Origin of the sequence: Pseudomonas syringae pv. tagetis (assembly GCF_022557255.1) — a bacterium.
Lineage (GTDB): Bacteria > Pseudomonadota > Gammaproteobacteria > Pseudomonadales > Pseudomonadaceae > Aquipseudomonas > Aquipseudomonas caricapapayae.
Genome location: NZ_CP092923.1, coordinates 1,577,931 through 1,597,828, shown reverse-complemented (window position 1 = coordinate 1,597,828; position 19,898 = coordinate 1,577,931). Strand labels below are relative to the sequence as shown.

At 54.1% G+C, this 19,898-nt stretch carries 21 protein-coding genes, 1 tRNA gene and 2 pseudogenes; 10 read left to right on the top strand and 14 right to left on the bottom strand.

Annotation, left to right across the window (positions count from 1 at the left end; all coding sequences use genetic code 11):
* Window positions 1-71 precede the first annotated feature (71 nt).
* The 5 genes from MME58_RS07195 to MME58_RS07175 all read left to right on the top strand — a co-directional run bounded on the left by MME58_RS07195 (window position 72) and on the right by MME58_RS07175 (window position 4,800).
* Window positions 72-818, top strand: a complete 747-nt coding sequence (locus MME58_RS07195) for an SDR family oxidoreductase (RefSeq protein WP_055006878.1) — start codon at window positions 72-74, stop codon at window positions 816-818.
* Between the two features lie 697 nt (window positions 819-1,515).
* The gene (locus MME58_RS07190) at window positions 1,516-1,989 is read left to right on the top strand and encodes a TIGR03757 family integrating conjugative element protein (protein WP_082427592.1); all 474 of its coding nucleotides are present in this window, start codon (window positions 1,516-1,518) and stop codon (window positions 1,987-1,989) included.
* Window positions 1,986-2,924, top strand: a complete 939-nt coding sequence (locus MME58_RS07185) for a TIGR03756 family integrating conjugative element protein (protein WP_055006876.1) — start codon at window positions 1,986-1,988, stop codon at window positions 2,922-2,924. The genes MME58_RS07190 and MME58_RS07185 overlap by 4 nt, the downstream gene beginning before the upstream one ends.
* Window positions 2,921-4,312, top strand: a complete 1,392-nt coding sequence (locus tag MME58_RS07180) for an integrating conjugative element protein (protein ID WP_055006875.1) — start codon at window positions 2,921-2,923, stop codon at window positions 4,310-4,312. The genes MME58_RS07185 and MME58_RS07180 overlap by 4 nt, the downstream gene beginning before the upstream one ends.
* Before the next feature lie 11 nt (window positions 4,313-4,323).
* The gene (locus MME58_RS07175; protein WP_259642106.1) at window positions 4,324-4,800 is read left to right on the top strand and encodes a conjugal transfer protein TraG N-terminal domain-containing protein; all 477 of its coding nucleotides are present in this window, start codon (window positions 4,324-4,326) and stop codon (window positions 4,798-4,800) included.
* Window positions 4,801-5,108: 308 nt separating this feature from the next.
* Here MME58_RS07175 and MME58_RS07170 read toward each other — a convergent pair whose 3' ends face one another.
* Window positions 5,109-5,333: a hypothetical protein gene (locus MME58_RS07170; RefSeq protein WP_054984765.1), complete on the bottom strand. Its 225-nt coding sequence runs from the start codon at window positions 5,331-5,333 to the stop codon at window positions 5,109-5,111.
* A gap of 119 nt (window positions 5,334-5,452) precedes the next feature.
* Here MME58_RS07170 and MME58_RS07165 point away from each other — a divergent pair, with 119 nt between their 5' ends.
* Window positions 5,453-5,920, top strand: coding sequence for a hypothetical protein (locus MME58_RS07165; protein ID WP_055006873.1), 468 nt, complete (start codon window positions 5,453-5,455; stop codon window positions 5,918-5,920).
* Window positions 5,921-6,003: 83 nt separating this feature from the next.
* Here the strand turns inward: MME58_RS07165 and MME58_RS07160 are convergent.
* From MME58_RS07160 to MME58_RS07140, 5 genes and pseudogenes are all read right to left on the bottom strand, one after another.
* Window positions 6,004-6,123 (bottom strand): annotated as a pseudogene (locus MME58_RS07160) (transposase domain-containing protein); the annotation flags it as partial.
* Window positions 6,101-6,289, bottom strand: coding sequence for an IS66 family insertion sequence element accessory protein TnpB (tnpB, locus tag MME58_RS27760; protein WP_054984764.1), 189 nt, complete (start codon window positions 6,287-6,289; stop codon window positions 6,101-6,103). The pseudogene MME58_RS07160 and the gene tnpB, both read right to left, overlap by 23 nt.
* Complete coding sequence (tnpA, locus tag MME58_RS07150; RefSeq protein ID WP_233590926.1) at window positions 6,286-6,618, bottom strand: IS66-like element accessory protein TnpA; 333 nt, start codon at window positions 6,616-6,618, stop codon at window positions 6,286-6,288. The genes tnpB and tnpA overlap by 4 nt, the downstream gene beginning before the upstream one ends.
* A gap of 316 nt (window positions 6,619-6,934) precedes the next feature.
* Window positions 6,935-8,434, bottom strand: coding sequence for a cysteate racemase (gene cuyB, locus MME58_RS07145; protein WP_055006872.1), 1,500 nt, complete (start codon window positions 8,432-8,434; stop codon window positions 6,935-6,937).
* Window positions 8,435-8,444: 10 nt separating this feature from the next.
* The gene (locus MME58_RS07140) at window positions 8,445-9,728 is read right to left on the bottom strand and encodes a dicarboxylate/amino acid:cation symporter (protein ID WP_054984762.1); all 1,284 of its coding nucleotides are present in this window, start codon (window positions 9,726-9,728) and stop codon (window positions 8,445-8,447) included.
* A gap of 228 nt (window positions 9,729-9,956) precedes the next feature.
* Here MME58_RS07140 and MME58_RS07135 point away from each other — a divergent pair, with 228 nt between their 5' ends.
* The 4 genes and pseudogenes from MME58_RS07135 (at window position 9,957) to MME58_RS07115 (ending at window position 14,036) form a co-directional block, all read left to right on the top strand.
* Window positions 9,957-10,886, top strand: coding sequence for a LysR substrate-binding domain-containing protein (locus MME58_RS07135; RefSeq protein WP_054984761.1), 930 nt, complete (start codon window positions 9,957-9,959; stop codon window positions 10,884-10,886).
* Between the two features lie 166 nt (window positions 10,887-11,052).
* A pseudogene (locus MME58_RS07130) lies at window positions 11,053-11,293 on the top strand (isocitrate lyase/PEP mutase family protein); the annotation flags it as partial.
* Between the two features lie 433 nt (window positions 11,294-11,726).
* Window positions 11,727-13,637 (top strand): TraI domain-containing protein, encoded by a 1,911-nt coding sequence (locus MME58_RS28000; protein WP_162491472.1) that lies wholly within the window; start codon window positions 11,727-11,729, stop codon window positions 13,635-13,637.
* A 192-nt stretch (window positions 13,638-13,829) separates the two neighbouring features.
* Window positions 13,830-14,036 carry a hypothetical protein gene (locus MME58_RS07115; RefSeq protein ID WP_054984759.1) on the top strand — a complete coding sequence of 69 codons (207 nt, stop codon included), beginning with the start codon at window positions 13,830-13,832 and terminating at the stop codon, window positions 14,034-14,036.
* Between the two features lie 2 nt (window positions 14,037-14,038).
* On the opposite strand, the gene MME58_RS07110 is transcribed toward MME58_RS07115, so the two are convergent.
* The 8 genes from MME58_RS07110 to tolR form a co-directional block, all read right to left on the bottom strand.
* Window positions 14,039-14,114 (bottom strand) — tRNA-Lys (locus MME58_RS07110).
* 62 nt (window positions 14,115-14,176) lie between these two features.
* Complete coding sequence (gene queC, locus MME58_RS07105; protein ID WP_055006870.1) at window positions 14,177-14,866, bottom strand: 7-cyano-7-deazaguanine synthase QueC; 690 nt, start codon at window positions 14,864-14,866, stop codon at window positions 14,177-14,179.
* Between the two features lies 1 nt (window position 14,867).
* Complete coding sequence (gene queE / locus MME58_RS07100; RefSeq protein ID WP_054984767.1) at window positions 14,868-15,515, bottom strand: 7-carboxy-7-deazaguanine synthase QueE; 648 nt, start codon at window positions 15,513-15,515, stop codon at window positions 14,868-14,870.
* Window positions 15,516-15,686: 171 nt separating this feature from the next.
* The gene (gene ybgF / locus MME58_RS07095) at window positions 15,687-16,505 is read right to left on the bottom strand and encodes a tol-pal system protein YbgF (protein ID WP_055006869.1); all 819 of its coding nucleotides are present in this window, start codon (window positions 16,503-16,505) and stop codon (window positions 15,687-15,689) included.
* Between the two features lie 6 nt (window positions 16,506-16,511).
* Window positions 16,512-17,012 carry a peptidoglycan-associated lipoprotein Pal gene (pal, locus tag MME58_RS07090; RefSeq protein ID WP_002554651.1) on the bottom strand — a complete coding sequence of 167 codons (501 nt, stop codon included), beginning with the start codon at window positions 17,010-17,012 and terminating at the stop codon, window positions 16,512-16,514.
* 52 nt (window positions 17,013-17,064) lie between these two features.
* Window positions 17,065-18,315: a Tol-Pal system beta propeller repeat protein TolB gene (gene tolB, locus MME58_RS07085; protein WP_216597196.1), complete on the bottom strand. Its 1,251-nt coding sequence runs from the start codon at window positions 18,313-18,315 to the stop codon at window positions 17,065-17,067.
* A 47-nt stretch (window positions 18,316-18,362) separates the two neighbouring features.
* Entirely contained in the window at window positions 18,363-19,433 is a 1,071-nt protein-coding gene (gene tolA / locus MME58_RS07080) for a cell envelope integrity protein TolA (RefSeq protein WP_054984756.1), read from the bottom strand.
* Window positions 19,433-19,897, bottom strand: a complete 465-nt coding sequence (gene tolR / locus MME58_RS07075; protein ID WP_002554654.1) for a protein TolR — start codon at window positions 19,895-19,897, stop codon at window positions 19,433-19,435. The genes tolA and tolR overlap by 1 nt, the downstream gene beginning before the upstream one ends.
* Between the last annotated feature and the right edge of the window lies 1 nt (window position 19,898).

Here is a 19,898-nt window from a genome sequence, read left to right as displayed (position 1 = left end):
TAGCATGAATTCACACTCACTCTCAGAAGTTCAGTCGCCCGACTGGTCGTCACAAATGAGAGGAAATTTACATGTCCCGTTTACAAGGCAAACGTACGCTCATCACTGGGGGTACAAGCGGTATTGGCCTGGAGACCGCAAAGCTATTCCTCGCCGAAGGCGCAAGGGTTATAGTCACTGGTGTTAATCCTGAGTCACTTGCAAACGCCCGAGCTGTTTTAGGCAACGAGGTTCTGGTAGTACAAGCCGACTCCGCTAGTGTCGCAGCCCAAAAAGAGCTGGCCCACGCCATTCAGTCTCATTACGGCCAGCTCGACGTTGCCTTCCTCAATGCTGGAGTCTCCGTCTGGAAACCAATCGAAGAGTGGAACGAGGAGATGTTTGACCGCTCCTTTGACATCAATGTCAAAGGCCCGTACTTCCTCCTGCAAGCGCTGCTGCCGGTCCTCTCCGACCCTGCATCGGTGGTTCTTAACACCTCGGTCAGCGCGCACCTGGGCAGCCCGCGGTCATCCATTTATGCCGCAACAAAGGCTGCTTTCCTGAGCATGTCCAAAACACTCTCTAGCGAGCTTCTACCGCGTGGTGTTCGAGTAAATGCGGTAAGCCCTGGCCCAATCGACACGCCGCTTTACGACAAGGCGGGTATCCCCGATGCCTACCGCGAGCAGGTGAACAAAGATATTGCTGCGACTATCCCATTTGGCCGTTTCGGCACACCTGAAGAAGTAGCTAAGGCAGTGCTGTACTTAGCGTCGGACGAGTCTCGTTGGACGGTGGGAACAGAAATTATTGTTGACGGTGGCCGCTCGCTTTAACGACATAGGCACGCCTTCAAAACTACACGTCCCGCTTCCTGTCCGGAAGCGGGTATCGTCGAAATAACAGTTAGTATTCAAATGTTCCAACCGCAGCTCATGCACATGAGCCACGAGTTTTGCTTCGCGTTGGGTCTACGACAGGCGATTAGTGTCCCATTAACCCGAGCTTGAAAGCCGCTTTTGGAATTTCGGCCTGCTTTATAGGTAAACGAATGGACGTTTAACTAAATTTGAAACGATCAATTATCGCCATTTGGCGCTCGTTGGACGCCTTCAGCGCATCTACGACGGCGTCGCTCTACTGACCACAGCCCACTGGCTCGCCGATGTGCCTAATGGCGATCGTGTTCTGGTTAAGCTCCTTGGTCGCAGCGATTTGCTCCTGTATCGCCGTTGCAATGTGCGTATTTACCCAAGAATACGCAGTACGGAACCTGCTGTGCCATCCAGACCTTGATTGACCCACGGCGTGCGATCGGCACTAGTCTGCCTCAGCACCACTAGCTCCTTTGTCGCCCGGTCCGTAATAGCCTCAACAGCAATCCCGTGTGATGCAAATAAGCTTGATGCTGCATGGCGGGAGCGCAATCCAAGCAGACTCCCTAAACCCCAACCGTCCCGATAACGGTTTCATACTGACGACAGCCCATGAATCACGTTTTCTGTACCTGACACCACCTGCAGGTACTGCCTCATGCCCCCCTCCACCCCCTATCGCTTCAGTTGCAAGAACCGCATGACCTTCCTGATCTTGATTGCGGCCATACAGGTCCCCTTCGTTAAAGCAGAGACGTGGATCGTTACTGACCGGAACCAGCCAGTCCAGGCACCGGCACGTGTCCGGTTGATCCTCCTGGACGAATCAGAAAGGCTTGAGGCCAAGCTCTCTGAAGGACTACCGGCTAATCAGCAACAATCAATCGCAATCATGCAGCAACGCCTCAAGAGCAGCGATGCGCAGCGCTTGCAACGAGATCTGGCTTTGGCTCAACAAGACCTCGTAGACGCTTGGAGCATGGGGGTAACGAAGGTGCCTGCAGTGGTGGTCGACCGCAGGTTTGTTGTGTACGGGGAAACCAACGCTACAGCGGCTGAAAATCGCATTGCCCAGTGGCGCGCCGCCGCCAATCATCAGAACGCATCTGGCCAGGGAGACGCCCCGCGATGAACCTGCGAAAGCCTCCAGCGTGGGCAGCCTTGGCCTTGTCGATCTCAACCTGGCCAGCAGCAGCGGGCACGGTGACATCTGCCACCCTGGTCGCCTCAACCCTGTCGCCTGACTGCCTGGAGTACAAGGTGGTCGGAATCTGCTACTGGCTGCTCTGCACCCCGTTTGGATGCAAGGTAAAGACGTCGACCAAGGTTCGTCACTTCGTCCCAGACGCAGTGGTCTCAAGCTACTCGAATACCGGTGAAAACCCGTGGGTTGAGGTCTCTTCGTTGAGCTCATCAACTTCGTTCGCCCAGGATGGCAGTGACGGAACCACCAATCACAACAACGAAGATAGCCTGGCTAAATTCAAAAACGCTGACGTCATAGGCCACCCCGGAGGAGCAACATTCAGTAAGTTTGCCAGCGCCTCGGGCTATGCCTGCCAGGGTGCTGCCACGCCCTACATGCCCTACCTGCTGAGCACTTTGGACACTGTCGCCTGGCGTTACGGCGTTCCAGAATCTGTGTATCCAGAAGCACTGATACCCGGCCGTCGAGAGGTGGGTGGTCTGACGTCGGGGGACATGTGGGGAAGCGTCTACCCTCGCAGTGGTTTTATCCATCAAGCCGACGATTACAAGGCGGCATCCGTGATAGCGCAGCGTGCAGGTGACGTGGTCACTCGCAGCGGTCAGGTTCATGTCTATCAACCGCTTCTGGCACAGCCGCAGCCAGGCTACTGGCCGGCAGGAGAATTGATCGAGACCGACGCCACCACCGGTAAGTGGCAAGAGCTCACGCCGACCCTCAGTCAAAGCTGTGCGGTATTTCCAAACTCACAGCCCCGTGTGCAGGCAACCGATGGTGGTTACGCCTGGGCGTTATGGCGCCCGTATTCCTGCTGCAAGCGGGAAGGACAAACCTTTCTTGGCAGTACGGACTTTCAATGATGATCAAGAGGACTTCAACTATGCGCCGCGCTGCTTTTCTGACTATTGCATTCATGAGCACTCTGGCAGCCCACAGTGCTTTCGCTGAAACGCCGGGAATCAATGCAAGCTCGGCAGGCAGTGTGATCGGTGACGATGTGTTGTACAGCGTCGGAGGCGGCAACGCAGTGACGATGGGATCGGCGGGGAACATGGATAGCATCAGCATCGGCGGAGGCTGGAACAGCAATCTGGTCTGCGGAAACATGAGCATGAACAACACGCTCCAAAATCAGTTGAACGGAGCAACTTCCGGATTTCAGACGATCATGGGGTCGATGATCTCTAACGCCACCAGCGCCGTTTCATCACTGCCAGGATTGATTATTCAGCGTGCTAACCCGGCTTTGTACAACCTGCTCACCAACGGCATTCTACAGGGCCGGCTTGACTTCGACCGCTCCAAAGGCACCTGCCGCGCCATCGCTGACAAGATGCTCGATGTCGCTGGAGGACAGATGGGCTGGAACAAGATCGCCGAAGGTCAGGCTATGAGTCAGGCGGTGAAAAACGGGAACACAGATGCTGTCTCAGCCGTTGCGCAGGTCGAAAAACAAGGAGGGAATGACGGGATTACGTGGCTCGGAGGAAATAAAGCAGGCGGATCTGGCCAGCAACCTATCAAGGTCGTAGGCGACGTTACTCGCGCGGGATACAACTTGCTGAACGGACGCGGCGCTGCGGATACATCGTCCATTAGTCCTTCGACCTGCAACAACGGCATGGTCTGCTCCACCTGGTCCTCGCCTCAGGCAGCCACGACGTTCGCTAACCGTGTACTGGGAGAACAACAACAACGCACCTGTGAGGACTGCACCAAAACAACCTCCACTGCCGGCGTCGGGCTCACCCCTCTCATCCAGGAATCCTACGACTCCAAGCTCAAGGCGCTGCAGGAATTGATCTCGGGCAGCAAAGCGCTCACCTCGGAAAACCTGACTGCAGCGAGTAGCGATTCTCTGCCTGTTACCCGTGGTGTGGTCGAGGCACTCAGGACTGAGCATGACCAGGATATCCTCGCAAAACGTCTTGCTTCGGAGGTCGCGTTATCTGAGGTCCTCGGCAAGGCGCTACTGCTTCAACGCACCATGTTCACCGGCAGCAAAGAGCCGAACATTGCCGCCAACGATGTGGCTCTGCAGGCGGTCAGTCAGCAGAACAGCAGCCTGCAACAGGAAATTGACAACCTCAAGACCGAGTTGGATATGCGTCGCAGCTTGGCCAGCAACTCACCGACAGCCATCCTACAGAGGGCTCAGAGCCGGAAGGACAGCTCCAAAGGCATCTTTCAAGGGGATCCAACGCCCGACCGCCTCGATCAGCTGCAGAACCCTGCGAAAGGTAACTGATCATGAGTTCATTGCCGGTTGCCAAGGGATGGCTAAGGCAAGCAGCGCCCATGGTGATGGCCTTCCTAAAGATGGCTCTCATCATTTGCATTCCGTTTGTACTGGTGATCGGGGCGTTCGACTTGAAAGTCGTGATGACGGTGACTTTCGCAGCATTTGCCTTGATTTTCGTGGACTTCTGGTTCCAGCTCGCACGATGGGTAGACAGTACGATTCTCGATGCCCTCTACGGTAACGGGATCGGCAGCAACGTTCCCCACACCAATTTTGACCCAGTATTCGGAGCGAGCAATGCGCAAGGAGATCTGCTGCTTGACTTCGTGATGGGAGCGATGTTCATCGTGCTCCCCAGCTTTTGGGTAGTCGCCTTGGGCTGGACCGGAATGAAGCTTGGCTCACTCATGAATGGGCTAAGCGAGGGAACAAAATCTGCCCAAGCCGCAGGGGGAAAAGGAGCTGGAGAAATTATAAATCAGGTAAAAAAGTAACAGCGCAGAATAAAGAAAGACCAGCGAAAGCTGGTCTTTTTTATTTGTATTCACTATCAGATTCAAACCATCCCTTGGTCTGTCCGAAGACGTTGGATGAATCGCCCTGATCGGCGCAGCATTGATCAGTTACCAGGTGCACAAGGCTCCGTACTCTCGCGGGCGAATTGAAAGCCTCGCCACACAGGCCAGCATCGCGTCGTTCTACATTCTTTCACGCAAGGTTTAGAGCCTCAACACGTGTGTCTAGCTCTGCAGCCTTGTCGGCAGATTACGCGCCGTCACGGACGAATTGCGTCATCCAACCCTTAAGCGTCGCACGCTATCAGACGAACCGCTCCGCAGAATGCGCCCCAATGCCACACAATATCTTTGAGCTGCACGTGATCAACAACGCACGCTTTGCTCACATCCACGACAACCCACAGGTCATAGATCTGTTGACCCAGTGGCTGGTGACTGACTCGCAGCTCTTCCCATTGCGGCTCAATAGATTCGGCCTCAAAGCTGGAGGAGCCGGCTCCTTTCGACATGATCACTCCTATTGTTTCACTAGGGTCTCCCGAGGGGTATTGTGTCAAACTATGCCGTTTTTACCCGTAGCCCCTAGTTCCATTAGGGGCGTTTTCATGCTCAGGACGAGTCATTCAAGATGTTGATGAAGCTGGCGCCGAAGAAGAGGCGCAACCCGCGTAATTTCTATCTGGGTATCGCTGCGGTGGTACTGATTGCCGGGATTGGACGCTATTTCGCGCTCAAGGCCGAGCAGGAGAAGGTGACCCAACAGGCGCTGCTGGTCCAACGCCTCGCCCAGTTGGACGCGACTCTGCCAAAGCAACTGGATACAATTACCACTCTTGAGTACGTGGGTTTGACGTACAGTGACACGATTTTCTACCGCTACAAGATTGACTTAGCAGCGAGCAGTCTCTCCGAGGAACGCAAGGCCGGCATGGAGGCGAGAATACGCCGTGATCTGGAGCAACTGGCCTGCAAGGAACCGCAGTTGCTGGCGATGATGCGCAGGCTCAAGCTTTATCAGGAGCATTACTACCTGGCCAGGAACAGCACACTCTTTTCCATTGAGCTTCACCCTGAACAGTTGAGCTGCCCAGGATGATGCCGATAATAGGCGTCGTCGCTCGTTCATCGCCTCACGTCATTCCCTAGACAGCAAGCGTCCAGCCACTGCGTCTTGCATGACTAGGCCGGCATCCACTTATGTGGCAGCAGTTGCTCAATCTCACTCGACCGCTGCGTCGGCGGACGAGTCAGAACGTCCTTCAGATAAGCATACGGATCATGCCCGTTCATACGCACGGACATGCACCAGCACTTTCATACGAGTGGCGCGGCGGTTGGCGAACAGATAAGCACAGTGCGGCTTCGCCGCACCGAACACCGCTATCACTCTGGCCAACGCGGTCTCGGTGCCTGCTCGCATGTCCATCGGCTCGGTAGCGAGCCAGATGGAGTCGATGCGAATCATCGCAGCAGGTCTCGAAGAAAGGTCGCGCACGCAGCAGCACTTTCAGTTGGCCAGTTCACTTTGACGGTGCCACGCGGGTGCTGGATCTCAACGCAGATATTCGATGATGCAGCTTGCGAATTTACTCCAGCTAGCTGCGTGGGTAACGGAATAAACGCAGATTGCGACGCCTTGTTTTTCTGCGCTTGTACCCGAATCCATTTATGGACGAGGTTTGCGTTGAGGCTATGGCTGAGCGCGATGCTGGCAATAGAACCGCCGGGCTGGGCACACTCTTGAATGACTTGGGCCTTAAAGGACTTGGAGTAGGGTAGGCGTTGTGGCTGCATGAAATACCCGCTTAAAAAGCTAGAACTGGTGTCCACCTAAATTAAAGTGTACACCATGTCTTGGCCTCGCAGGGCTGGGTAGATGACTTGGCCGGACGCATACAAACCGCCAGCATATTGATCGGTGAACGCGTCTTTTTTATGCGCTGCCACGTGAAATCTGAGTCCGAATACCTCTGCGCCGATTCTAGATTTTAAGCTAAGGCGCGTACTTTTCTGCTGTGAAAACCACTTCCGACTTTTTCAATAGAATCGGCCCAACAAAGGCCTTTTTTGACTAAAGCGGAATTTGACTTCAAAGAGGACCTTTCTAAGCCTAAAGGGCATCTTGCTGAGTTGGCTTTGCTGTATTTTCCTGTGCTATCTTAATGCATCTCAATGCCAAAATAGTTGTCGGATCAACTAATGCGACCTCGTAATTTTTGATCATGTAGGACTCGCTGTGCTCAAGCACCAGGGGTAGCTCTGTGCACCCCAGAATGAGTACGTCTGCACCCAGCTCACATAAATGCTCTGCGGCGGTCAGTAACTGATCTTTACAGATGCCCTCAGTGAAACCCGCCTTGATTCCGTAGTCTCCGTAAATCGACGCCATCACCAGCGCTTGGTAGTCTGTGCCTGGGATGATGATTTGCAGGCCACCCCGCCGGGCTGCCTCATGATACACCTGACTTTTTATCGTCCCGGAGGTCGCAAGCAAGCCAACGGTTTTGCCTGTGCCATACTTGTGTACGATTGCCTCTATCGTTTCAGTTAGCATGTTCACTATAGGCACACGCAGGTGTGCCTGGATGCGCTTAACAAATGCATGAGCAGTATTGCATGGAATTGCTATGGCATTGGCTCCAGCGCTTTCCAGTCGCTTACAGGTTGCGTACATCGCCATCGTCGGATCAGTTTCATCATGCAGCAAATTGGCTGTTCGATCAGGAATCTGGGGGTTTTGTTCCACCACCATTTTGATGTGCTCTTGATCACGACCTGCTGGTGTATGCGCCACGATCTTACCCATGAAGTCGACCGTTGCCGCCGGCCCAACTCCGCCCAAGATCCCAAGCTTGAATGGCGGGCGGGTTGACTGGCCTTTTTCCGAAGTGGCAAAAGTGGCATAAATCTCGTTGATATCTAGGACGGTCAGACCACGTCTTTGAAGATCACCGCAGACCAACGAGAGTTCCGTCATACCGGGCAGGATTATTGTAGCTCCCTGAGCTTGGAGCGAGAGGCATGCCTGATACACGCACTCCAATGGTAACCCAGTGAGGTGTCCGTCTTTAATACCGTCCACCCCATACATGGCGTCCATCAACCCAGACTGCTCGCTCTCATGGGGATAGACCAGTTTGAAGTCGGTACTAAAATATCGCTCAAACAACCCTGAGTGCCGAACGTAGTCAGAAGCGACGATGCCCAACGTGGTACCAGGCTCCGCGACATAATCGACGTGCTTGCGCAATGCCTTCATCATATCCAAGACAGGTATGCCTAGCTCTTCCTGGATCTCCTCTCGAAAGGTGTGGCTGGCGAAACAAGGCAGTAAGACTGCATTGACTTCGCTAGCCTCGAACGTCTGGCAAACCTGGAACACATAGAACTTCCTGGAGGTCATGTAGGCGGTCCGATCCAACGGCATCAGGACGTCCTTGAAAGGGTGCTGCTCAAATAAGAAGTGATAGCGGCCTTGATCTTCCAAAACCGCTCTGGACTTCACCAGTTTATAGAAAAGGTCGCCGCCGGCCAGTGAGCCAAGTCCACCGACGATACCTAGTTTGCGAGCAAACGACGACTTGCTGGACGGCTTCGATTTACCTTTCATCTCTAGGCTCTCAAGCGGTAGCTACAGTAGAAGTCTGGGACTCAATCTTTTCGGCTTGGTCTTCGACCTCTTCATCTGGTTCTGATTTGGCCACCACGGCTGTCGCGATACTGTTGCCAACCACGTTGGTTGCAGTCCTGGCCATATCAAAGAATTGGTCAATGCCAAGGATCAACAGAATTCCGGCTTCGGGGAGGTTGAACATCGGCAACGTCGCCGCCACCACAACCACCGATGCTCGAGCTACACCTGCCATTCCCTTGCTGGTGATCATCAACGTCAGCAAGATGAGAAGTTGCTGTGTGAAGCTAAGGTCGACGTTGTAAGCTTGGGCGATGAACATGATGGCGAACGCTTGATACATCATTGAACCATCAAGGTTGAATGAGTAGCCCAGCGGTAGTACGAAGCTGGAAACTCGTTTCGGCGCACCAAATTTCTCCAGTGCCTCCATGGTTTTGGGATATGCAGACTCGCTACTAGCAGTAGAGAACGCCAACAGGAGAGGTTCTCGAATCAGCTTACCCAACGTAAATACGGAGCGTCCTAGAAACATGTAGCCAGCAGCGAACAAGCCGCACCACAGAATCACGATCCCCAAGTAGAACTCGGCAATTAGCTTTCCGTAATCAACAATCAATCCGAGGCCTTGGGTGGTGATAGCTGATGCGATGGCTGCAAAAACGCCGACGGGCGCGAAGGCCATGACGAAGTCCGTGACCCTGAACATCACCTTGGCCAGCTCTTCAATGCCATCGACTATCGTTGTATAACCTGCTCGTTTAACAGTCGCCAAGGCAAAACCGAAGAACAACGAGAACACCACAATTTGAAGGATTTCATTGTTGGCCATTGCTTCAGCAATGCTGCGTGGAAACACGTGGCTGATGAAAATCTTAAGGCTGAAGTCCCCAGTGTTCAACAGGGGGGTTGCCGCGTGCTGGACGACCTCCATGTTCATTCCTACGCCAGGTTGGAACAGATTCACCAGGCCCATGCCGATTGCTAGTGAGATTACCGACGCGGTAACGAACCATGCCATGGCTCGCAAGCCAATACGTCCAACCGAGCGGGAGTTTCCCATGCTGGCAATGCCGCCGACCAAGGTGGCGAACACGAGAGGCGCGATGATCATCTTGATCATGCGTAAAAAGATGTCAGTGACCATCGAGAAGTAAGAAGCAATATCTTTAGCATTTTGTTCGCTTCCTGCGAAGTGATGGCACGCCCAACCGACAAGCACACCTGAGGCGATACCAATTGCGATCCGACGCGGAAGTTTATTTTTCTTCACAGAGCTATCCTCAAGTAGTTTTTTTGCTTTTTTACTTGGCAGGAGAAAAGTGTCATTCGATCGAAGCTCTTCGGTCTGGCTTCTACGTTTTCGATTCTATGGTCGGGTTTGTAGGGTCATGATGAGTAATCTTAATAGGCCCATGCGCTTTTGGAATAGTTTTCGAAATCGATCCCTTACCCGGACTGCGCGGCAGTAAACTGCTCATTCGGGATATGGGGTGACAATATGCAAATCAAATGGCTGGACGATCTTCTGGCGGTCGCAGAGTGGAAGAATTTTTCGCGGGCTGCGGAGATTCGATGTGTGACCCAGTCGGCTTTGTCGAGACGTATAAAGTCATTAGAAGAATGGGTAGGTGCGGAGTTAGTGGATCGAGGCACCTATCCTGTTCAACTGACCCCTGCTGGCCGTACATTTTGTGACGAAAGTCGCGAGGCATTGGCTGGACTAATGAGGCTGCGCTCAAGTCTGCGCGAGGTGGAACGGATGCCAGGGCGATCCATCCAGGTCACGGCAGGCCACAGCTTGTCGATGACGTTTCTACCGAAGTGGTTAACCCAGTTTCAGCAGCACAACGAGCAGTTCAACGCCCGAGTCGTCGCCGCGAATATTCATGATGCCGTTATTGCCTTGGAGGAAGGGGGATGCGACCTGATGATCGTCTACCATCATCCCCTGGCCCCCATACTTCTGGATCCAGCAAAATTCGCCAGCCTAACTTTGGGACATGACGCTTTCATTCCGTTGTGTGCCCCTGACGGCAAGGGACAACCGCTGTATCGCTTGCCCGGTACCTCAGTAAAATCTGTTCCACACCTCGCTTATACGGCCACAACTTTCTTAGGACGCGTTGCCGACATAGTCATCAAAAATGGGCCAAGTGTTACCTTGCTGGAGCGCTGTTACGAGGCAGACATGGCGATGCTTTTGATGCGCATGGCGATAGAGGGGTATGGCGTAGCATGGTTGCCACAAAGCGCAGTGATTAACGAGCTTCAGCGAGGTGAGTTGGTGAAAGCTGGTGGTGATGAATGGAGTACGCGACTGGAGATACGCTCTTACTGCTCCTTAAGCAACGAGAACCCCACAATGCGCAGCTTGTGGAAAACCCTCGAAGGCGCTTCCCGCGATCTCCACGACAAACCAGTCAGTTGATCGAAATTCCGAAACTCGAAATACCCCTCTAATGTATGGGTAATGACATCTGCGCATCGAGTCATTCTGAAACGTCATCAACCCCTATTTTTTGCGTCATAGTCTCGCCACACTTTTGAGTTGGCACTGATCGTTCACGCGATGAAGGCCAACGTGAGGATTGATCATGCCCAAAGTTTCCCACCAAGCATTACGCCTTTCGTTTCGCGTGCTACTGGCATCTAGTGGCCGTTAGTCTTCGATTCGATATCAGCACGCATTACCGCCAATCTCGGATTTGAAATGGGTGTCTGGGCGGATCTGCTGCATCCCCGCAGGTTCTAGATGCACCGGACTTCTCGCTAATTAACCTATCTGGGTTTGTCGAACAAGCGGCCAGGATAGGCCGCGTGGCGCAATTGCCTGTTGGGCTTTGACTGCCCCATGCTTTGCGCTTCGACTCGACCAGGGCTGTCCGCCTTCGTCTACCCACGTTCGCTCCGAAAGGGGCGAAATGGGCGAAATGGGCTGAAGCAAATGGCAAAGCCAAGGGTTTGAATGGAATGGGAAATAAGGGTAAGTGCCTTACCCGAAAAGGCCGGCGAGTCCGCCGAAAATGGATGGCTAAAGGGTACGCGAGGCGGCCTCCATAAAAATTAAACTCAAAAAAAAAAAATGTTACTTAACAGGTACTTGGAAGCTAAATTCTTATACGCAAGCATGGCAATATCCGATTACTAACACTCTTGGATCCCAACCAATCAAGTGGTGTCTTATGTATATAACCTTTCCAGGACGGATATAGGTTTCGACTTGTCACGCTGAGCCATATGAAGCAAAAGGCCCACCAATGACTTCATCATGGGTGCCTACATGCTTAGTTTCTTCACGCGAAGAAAAGCCTCTCCGATCTCGTCCAATGCTGCTGCAGGCTTTTTCAAACCAGAATCCCCCGACGCGTTGCTGTCGACTTCCCGACGGCGTCAGTTGATTGAAAACATCTGGCAGCGGACCTCTCTGCCTCGTGAGCAGTTCGAGACGCTTTACATGCAGGCATTCAAGAGCTACGCGGCCTTGGTGCAGCATCTCCCTGCCTCTGAGAATCATCACCATGCATATCATGGTGGCATGCTGGATCACGGTCTCGAGATCGTCGCCTACGCGCTGAAGATACAGCAAATGTATCTGCTCCCCATCGGAGCACCGCCCGAGTCGCAGGCGGCCCAGTCAGAAACATGGTCTGCAGCATCGGCCTATGGTGCGCTCGTCCACGACTTGGGCAAGATTGCGGTAGACGTCAAGGTTGAACTCGCCGATGGCACTATCTGGCATCCATGGCACGGGCCTCTGGATCAGCCATACCGATTCAAGTACGTGAAAGGTCCGGAACTGACCCAGGAGTACATCCTCACCCATGACCTTCATCCTGACACAGTGAAGATTTACAGAGCGGCTACGAAAGCGTACGTGAGCTTTTTTGGCGAATGCCTAGCCTGCGAAACCACTCATCGAGACATGCTCGAATGGCACCGATCGGAACTGGCAAGGATCTCCAAGCGGAGCTGGAATACTTACTCAAGCCATCTGCGGACGGTGTTCAGGTACGCAATGGAGCACGGGCTTGTCGAGCTGAAAGTAAATCCGCTAAAGGATACCCGTGTCATGCCTACCAAACGTCCGAAGAAGACGATTGGGAACGACGTCATTGTTCGGGCACGCAACTGGCTAAGGTTTCTCGTACAAGAGGAACTATCGACTGGAAAACGATCAGAGATCACTCCGGCATGGTTCTGGCTGGCAGTGTTTGAAACCTTCTACTACACAGGCATAAGACTCAACGCGTTGCTGTGCTTGAGGTACGAAAACGTAGATCTGGGACAGAGACGGATAAGAGTGAGGGGAGAAACAGAGAAAACGCACCGGGAGTTTATGATTCCAATACCTGATGGAATGATGCCGCATCTGGTGCGGGTGATGGACACAGCCAAGAAGATTGGCTTTTCTGGTACTGACCAAGTTTTCAATATCAACAGATTCTCCGGTCGTTACAAACGAGAGCATATGAACTCTGATCAGGTGGAAGCCATGTACAAAAAGCTGACCAATATGACTGGCACGCGCATGACACCGCACCGCTTCAGGCACACGATAGCCAGCGAACTGATGAGGCAGCCCGAGCGTAATATTCACATTACAAAGAATCTGCTGAATCATTCAAATATAGCGACGACGATGGAGTACATAGAACTAGACTACGATCTGATGCGAGAAGTTATGAATGAAAGAGGTCAACAACAGGCCAAGATAAATTATCTAGTTAGACCGGTAATCCCCAAAGGTTCAGGCCCTGCGGCTGGCAGCGCAGGATCGCGGTTGAGCTTGGTATCCGGGACAGAGCCGCAACCGGCGACAACCGAAACGAGTGAGGCCAAAAAAGCCGATGATAAAGTAGCGGAGCGTCTTGAGCTGATGTCGACCGCGCCTTTGATCAATGTATCAAACTCCACACCAGTTTCTGGTCATAACGAGCTCGTAACCTCACACGAGGCCAAAGCGCAGGCATTGAGTTTGATATCGGACGGACCGGAAATGGAATATGGGTTCGGCGAATTGGAGGATATCGGTCGCTGGATAAGTGAAAAGGCTGCTGGCGAAATTGTTGTTCAGATTGCAGCTGAGGAGGACACAGCCACAATAAGCGAAGGCAAGGCATCTATTCAATTGCCCGACGGCTATTACAGGATCCCTTGGAGCAGTGGATCTGTAAAGTGAGTCGACGGCGCGGCGGATCTCTAAATGCCATCATCATGAGCGCTCGCCAGAGCGATGTGTTCAGTTTCAATAAACCTGCAAGACAGCCGATAACAGCCACGCACGGCGTCATGATGAAAAAATATGCGCGGCCTCCAGTAGCTCTGAAGCAGCATTCCGACTTGCAATTTGACATCAAGGCTTGCCGGCGCTATGTTTTGCGACAGACGGCTGCTTGTCTGGGTGCGCATCGCGCTCAAACGGTATCGCCTGCCTTCGGCTTCGAAAGACTTACCAATTTTTACAGAGCGTTGCATCAGCCCGATGACGGATGCGCAGAGCCGCTATCCGACCATGACGATCCGCAACGCAAAAAAAAATCCGGAAATCCTCATTTTCATGGGCCTTCCAGATTTTTGAAATGGTGGGTCGTGTGGGATTCGAACCTACGACCAATTGGTTAAAAGCCAACTGCTCTACCAACTGAGCTAACGACCCTCTGTTGTGTGGCGCGTATATTACTGATTTTTATCAGTAATTCAACACCTTTTTTGAAAACTTTAAAAATAACGTGTCGGGTCTGCCATACCGGCAGCCGTAAAGCCGCCTGCGCGCAGGCGACAGCTGTCGCATTTGCCACAGGCGCGGCCCTGATCATCAGCCTGGTAGCAGGAAACTGTCAGTGAATAATCGACTCCCAAAGCAGTGCCTGCCTTGACGATGTCCGACTTGCTCATATTCTGCAGCGGTGCCCTGATCGTGAAGCCCTGCCCTTCCACACCGGCCTTGGTGGCAAGGTTGGCCATACGCTCGAACGACTCGACGAACTCGGGACGGCAATCCGGATAGCCCGAGTAGTCCACAGCATTGACCCCGATGAAGATATCCCGTGCACCCAACACTTCTGCCCAGCCCAGCGCCAGCGACAGGAACACCGTGTTGCGTGCAGGTACGTAGGTTACCGGAATGCCCTCGGAGGGCGACTCCGGCACGGCGATGGTGCTGTCGGTCAATGCCGAGCCGCCAATGCCGTTGAGGTTCAGGCCAATGACTTTGTGCTCGACCGCACCCAGGTCGCGAGCAACGCGTGCGGCCGCATCCAGCTCGGCGCGATGGCGCTGACCGTAGTCGAAGCTCACGGTGTAGCAGGCGTAACCCTCGGCACGCGCCATGGCGACGACGGTCGCGGAATCCAGGCCACCCGACAGCAGGATCACGGCTCTTTTTTCGGTGTTGGTGAATTCACTCATATCAGCGCCCCGGCTCGTCATCCCAAAGAATTTTATGCAATTGCATCTGCAGGCGTACCGGCAGGTTGTCGGCAACGATCCAGTCCGCAAGATCTCGACTTTTCAGTTCGTGGTGACTGGCCGAAAACAGGACTTCGCCAGCACGACCATCGAGGCCGTATTGGATCAGCTTGGAGACCGCCCAGTCATAATCCTCACGCGAGCAAATCACGAACTTGACTTGATCGTTTGGCGTCAGCAACGCCATGTTCTCGTAGCGGTTGCGTGCGACTTCCTTCGACCCTGGGGTCTTGAGATCGACGACGCGGCTGACGCGAGGGTCCACTGCCGAGATATCCAACGCACCACTGGTCTCCAGCGACACTTCATAGCCCGCATCACAAAGACGCTTGAGCAATGGAATAGCGTTGGGCTGGGCAAGCGGCTCGCCGCCGGTGACACAAACGTAGCGGGGACGATAGGACGCGACTTGCCCGACGATGTCATCCAGCGTCTGAATGGTGCCGCCACTGAACGCGTAGGCACTGTCGCAGTACTGACAGCGCAATGGGCAGCCGGTCAGGCGGACAAATACGGTGGGCAGGCCAGCCGTACGGGTTTCACCCTGCAACGAGTGAAAGATTTCGGTGATGCGTAATGTGTCTTGCATATCAGCCACGGGCGTAACAGCTAAACAGGCCGTCCGCCTCCGTCAGGCACTTCAAGGAACCCTGCAATCGCAGAATCCGGAAAAGCGTAAGGTGTACCGGAATTTCGGGTGCGAGATTCTAACGAAAAAAGCCGCGACTAGCGCGGCTTTCTTGATTAACGGGTCAGAACATCAAAGACGTTGAAGATCTCGTTGCGCCAATTGTGCAGCTGAAGTACCCGGATACTGGGCAACAACCTGCTGCAATATGCCTTTTACCTTATCGGTATGACCCAGGCGACGCTCGACGTCAGCCAGCTTGTAAAGCGAATCAGGCACCTTGGCGTGCTTCGGATACTGCTGACTGACCTTGGCGAACGCCTGACCGGCACCCTGAAGGTCGCCCTTGGCCAGATTTACCTCACCCAGCCAGTACTGGGCATTGCCCGCGTAGGAGCTGTTCGGGTATTTGCGCAGGAAAGCGGTGAAGGCCTGACTGGCCTTGTCGAAATCCTTTGCCTTGATCAAATCGAAGGCCGCTTCGTAATACAGCTTTTCCTTCGCCGGATCAGGAGGCTCGGTGCCTGCTGCAGGTGCCTGCTGAGCCGCTGAGGCCGCCGGCGTCCCACTGGCGTCGATAGCGCCACCAGAAGGTTGAGAATTATTGTTAGCCGGAGCGGCTGCGCCACTGGCTATACGTTGATCGAGTTCCTGATAACGCTCCAGAGCTTCCTGCTTCATACGCTGGATGTCATTCTGCTGGACCTCGACAACACCGCGCAAACGCGCGATTTCGTCCTGCATCTGCTGCAACTGCATGAACAGCTGACCTTGTGCCGAGGCAGGGGCCGTAACCCCTCCCCCGGCATAGGCGCCGGACGTGCCATAACCCGCTGGCGGATAACTGCTGCTGCCAGAGCCAGAATTGTTATCGACCACAGGTGCCGCACCCAACGCTGAAAACGGGAGGGCGAGGGCCAAAACGGTTAGAGCACGTCGGCACGTTCGCATGTCAAATTACTTACGCAGTTCGACGCGACGGTTTTGAGCCCAGGACTGCTCGTCGTTGCCGGTAGCAACTGGACGCTCTTCGCCATAGGAAACCAGTTCCAGCTGAGCTGGGGAAACACCTTGCAGAACCAGGTAGCGTTGAACGGCTTTCGCACGACGCTCGCCCAGTGCCATGTTGTACTCACGAGTACCACGTTCGTCGGTGTTGCCTTCCAGAACAACGCGAGCGCCGTTAGCTTTCAGGTCTTTGGCGTGCACGTCCAGGGAGCGCATGGCTTCTGGCTTCAGGTCCGAACTGTCGTATTCGAAGTAGAAGGTGGTGATTGCGCGCAGAGCAGCTTCTTCGCTCAGGGAGCCGTCAACTGCACCAGTGTTGGCGCCGTAACCAGCGTTAGGGTCAACAGCACCGCCTGCACCGGCGTTGTCGCCGCCTTTGGACGAGCAACCTACAGCTACAGCCATGGCCAGAGCCAGCGCAGCAAATTTACCAAACTTCAGCATTTCCATCTTGAAACTCCTAATGAACCCCAGTGTGTTAAGCAAATCGTGTAGCGCCGCGTCAGTTCAGGTAAGGGGACCAGGAAGGTTCTCTGACTTCGCCTTGAGCGGTAGGAAGCGGGAGCCTTACGCGTCCATTAATGGACACGAGCATCAAGACTCCCCGGCCCTGCTGGCGGGTGGCGTAGATTACCATGGTGCCGTTGGGCGCAACAGTAGGCGACTCATCAAGGTTGCTATCTGTGAGGATTTTTACGCTACCGCGGGCCAAATCCTGCACTGCTACCTTGAAATTAGTGAAGCCGTCCTGCCGGTGAATCATTACCAGCGTCTTTTCATCGGCTGACAATTTCGGGTTGGCATTGTAGTTACCCACGAACGTTACACGTTCGGCACCGCCGCCATTAATGTTTGTCTTGTAGATCTGTGGCTTGCCGCCACGGTCCGACGTGAAGTATAGCGTAGACCCGTCCTTACCGAAGAAAGGTTCAGTATCAATCGAAGAATCGTTGGTGACGCGACTCAATTGACGCGAGGCCAGATTGATTACATAGATTTCTGGGTTACCGTCTTTGGACAGAACGAATGCCAGCTTGCTGCCATCCGGCGACCAGGCAGGTGCACCGTTCAGGCCTTCGAAGTTGGTGATCTGCTCGCGGCGACCGGTATCGATATGCTGAACGAAAATGCGTGGACGCTTCTGTTCGAACGAGACATAGGCAATGCGCTTGCCGTCCGGGGCAAAGCGCGGCGACAGGATTGGCTCACGGGATTGCAACAGGGTTACCGCGCGAGCACCGTCGTAATCCGAGCGCTGCAGGGTGTAACGCGTGTTGTTCTCCGAGAAGCGTTCGGCCGTCACGTAGAGCATACGGGTCGAAAACGCACCCTTGATACCGGTGAGCTTCTCAAACGACTGGTCGGCGATGTAATGCGCCATGTCGCGCAGTTGATCGTTGGTGCCCGACACGTTACCGGTCAGAACCTGCTGCTCGGTGGCCACGTTGAACAGCGCGTACTGAATCTGCAGACGCCCTCCGGCAGGGGTAATGTTGCCGACCATGACGTACTGTGCACCCAGCGCCTTCCAGTCACGGAAAATGACTTCGCTGGCCTGGGTCGGCAAGCTGATCATGTTCTGCTTGGGAATCGGCGCGTAATAGCCGGAGTTGCGCAGATCGTTGCTCACGATTTCTGCCATGTCTTCAGGTAGCACGTTACCGCCCTGCCAACCGAATGGCACAACGGCAATCGGTGCTGCGCGGTCACTGCCGCTGGTGACCAGAATGTTCTTTTCTTCTGCCGACACCATTGCGGATGCGAAACAGAGAACGACCAGCAGTCCTCGAAAAAGGTTGATCACAAGGCTAGATCTCCAGGTGTGAATGTCATCTTGAATGAACGATAGGGAGCGAAGTCAGCCGGCTTCAGACCCTGCATTTCTGTCAAACGTCCAATGTTCTTCACCGCAGCAACCGCAGAGCTGTCGAACGGCCCGTCACCACTGGATTTGGCAATCGATACGGAAGCAATCGTACCGTCCGGCAACATCCCGATCTGCAACGTTACCGACATGTTGTTACGTGCCGATGGTGGACGACTCCAGCCTTCGGAAGCCCTGACACGAATCAGGTCATCGAAACTGCCAGCCGTTTCATCGCCCCGCTCGTCAGCCAGAGCCTGTTGCCGTTCCGGTTTATCGGACAGCAAATCGGCCAGTGCTTGCGCCTTCTTGTCTTCGGCGGATTTGCGAGCTGCTTCCTGCGCCTTCTTGGCGGAATCTGCAGCGGCTTTTTTCTTCGCGTCCTCGGCAGCCTTTTTCTTGGCGTCTTCTGCGGCCTTTTTCTTTGCCTCATCAGCCGCCTGTTTCTTGGCTTCCTCGGCAGCAGCCTTCTTGGCGTCTTCTTCGGCTTTTTTCTTCGCCTCGTCTTCAGCCTTCTTCTTGGCTATATCAGCCAGCTGCTTCTCCTCGAGCTTTTTGGCGTCGGCCACCTTCTTCGCTTCATCGGCTTTCTTGGCATCGTCAGCCTTTTTGGCCTCTTCTGCTTTTTGTTCGGCCTTTTTGGCTTCATCGGCAGCTTTTTGCTCTTCGGCTTTTTGAGCCGACTCTTCTTTCTTTTGTTCCGCAGCTTTTACAGCTTCCTGTTTAAGCTGCTCGATCTTCTTCTGCTCCAGCTGCTCGACTTCAGTCTGTCGCGCAGCAGTTTTCTTCGCCTCACCGGCAATCTTCTGGTTGGTCTGGGTAGTGGCCTGGCTCTTGGACTTGAGCTGATAGAGCGTTGCCTGAACGATAGGCTTGGCTTCGGGCAGATCCGGAGTCATGGCAAAGCTGACAAACAGCATGCCGAAAATCAGAATATGCAATGCCACGGCCCAGACACTGGGCCAGAAGTAGCTCTCCGAGGCGGACGGCTCTCGAATCGGCTGCATCAGGGTGCCTCGGTAATCAAGCCAACATTCCCGACCCCAGCCTTCTGCAGCCCGCCCATCGTGCCCATGACCGAGCCGTAATCAACGGTCTTGTCACCACGAATGAACACCTGTGTCTGCTTGCCTGCATCACGACCGGCAGCGACGATCTTGGTCACTGCGGCAGTCAGCTGCGGCAGGGTCATTGCCTTGTCCATCTGCTTGTCGGTATCGACTTCGCTGCCAAGGTTCCAGTAATAGGTCTTGTCAGCCTTGATCGAAATGGTCAGGACCTGATTGTTGTTGTCTTGCGGCAAAGCCTCGCTGGAGACCTTGGGCAAGTCGACTTTCACGCCCTGGTTGATCATGGGAGCCGTCACCATGAAAATGACGAGCAACACCAGCATCACATCGATGTAGGGCACTACGTTCATTTCGGCGACCGGCTTGCGTTTTCTGCGACGATCTCGAGCGATTAAAGCCATG

Coding starts and splice junctions, on each gene's coding strand:
- tolR (WP_002554654.1), bottom strand. CDS start 19,897: ATGGCTTTAATCGCTCGAGATCGTCGCAGAAAACGCAAGCCGGTCGCC.
- MME58_RS07195 (WP_055006878.1), top strand. CDS start 72: ATGTCCCGTTTACAAGGCAAACGTACGCTCATCACTGGGGGTACAAGC.
- cuyB (WP_055006872.1), bottom strand. CDS start 8,434: ATGAAAGGTAAATCGAAGCCGTCCAGCAAGTCGTCGTTTGCTCGCAAA.
- queE (WP_054984767.1), bottom strand. CDS start 15,515: ATGCAAGACACATTACGCATCACCGAAATCTTTCACTCGTTGCAGGGT.
- MME58_RS07190 (WP_082427592.1), top strand. CDS start 1,516: ATGCCCCCCTCCACCCCCTATCGCTTCAGTTGCAAGAACCGCATGACC.
- MME58_RS07180 (WP_055006875.1), top strand. CDS start 2,921: ATGATGATCAAGAGGACTTCAACTATGCGCCGCGCTGCTTTTCTGACT.
- ybgF (WP_055006869.1), bottom strand. CDS start 16,505: ATGCGAACGTGCCGACGTGCTCTAACCGTTTTGGCCCTCGCCCTCCCG.
- MME58_RS07165 (WP_055006873.1), top strand. CDS start 5,453: ATGTTGATGAAGCTGGCGCCGAAGAAGAGGCGCAACCCGCGTAATTTC.
- MME58_RS07170 (WP_054984765.1), bottom strand. CDS start 5,333: ATGTCGAAAGGAGCCGGCTCCTCCAGCTTTGAGGCCGAATCTATTGAG.
- tolA (WP_054984756.1), bottom strand. CDS start 19,433: ATGCAGCCGATTCGAGAGCCGTCCGCCTCGGAGAGCTACTTCTGGCCC.
- queC (WP_055006870.1), bottom strand. CDS start 14,866: ATGAGTGAATTCACCAACACCGAAAAAAGAGCCGTGATCCTGCTGTCG.
- MME58_RS07135 (WP_054984761.1), top strand. CDS start 9,957: ATGCAAATCAAATGGCTGGACGATCTTCTGGCGGTCGCAGAGTGGAAG.
- tnpB (WP_054984764.1), bottom strand. CDS start 6,289: ATGATTCGCATCGACTCCATCTGGCTCGCTACCGAGCCGATGGACATG.
- MME58_RS07185 (WP_055006876.1), top strand. CDS start 1,986: ATGAACCTGCGAAAGCCTCCAGCGTGGGCAGCCTTGGCCTTGTCGATC.
- MME58_RS28000 (WP_162491472.1), top strand. CDS start 11,727: ATGGGTGCCTACATGCTTAGTTTCTTCACGCGAAGAAAAGCCTCTCCG.
- tnpA (WP_233590926.1), bottom strand. CDS start 6,618: ATGCAGCCACAACGCCTACCCTACTCCAAGTCCTTTAAGGCCCAAGTC.
- MME58_RS07115 (WP_054984759.1), top strand. CDS start 13,830: ATGTTTTGCGACAGACGGCTGCTTGTCTGGGTGCGCATCGCGCTCAAA.
- tolB (WP_216597196.1), bottom strand. CDS start 18,315: ATGGTGTCGGCAGAAGAAAAGAACATTCTGGTCACCAGCGGCAGTGAC.
- pal (WP_002554651.1), bottom strand. CDS start 17,012: ATGGAAATGCTGAAGTTTGGTAAATTTGCTGCGCTGGCTCTGGCCATG.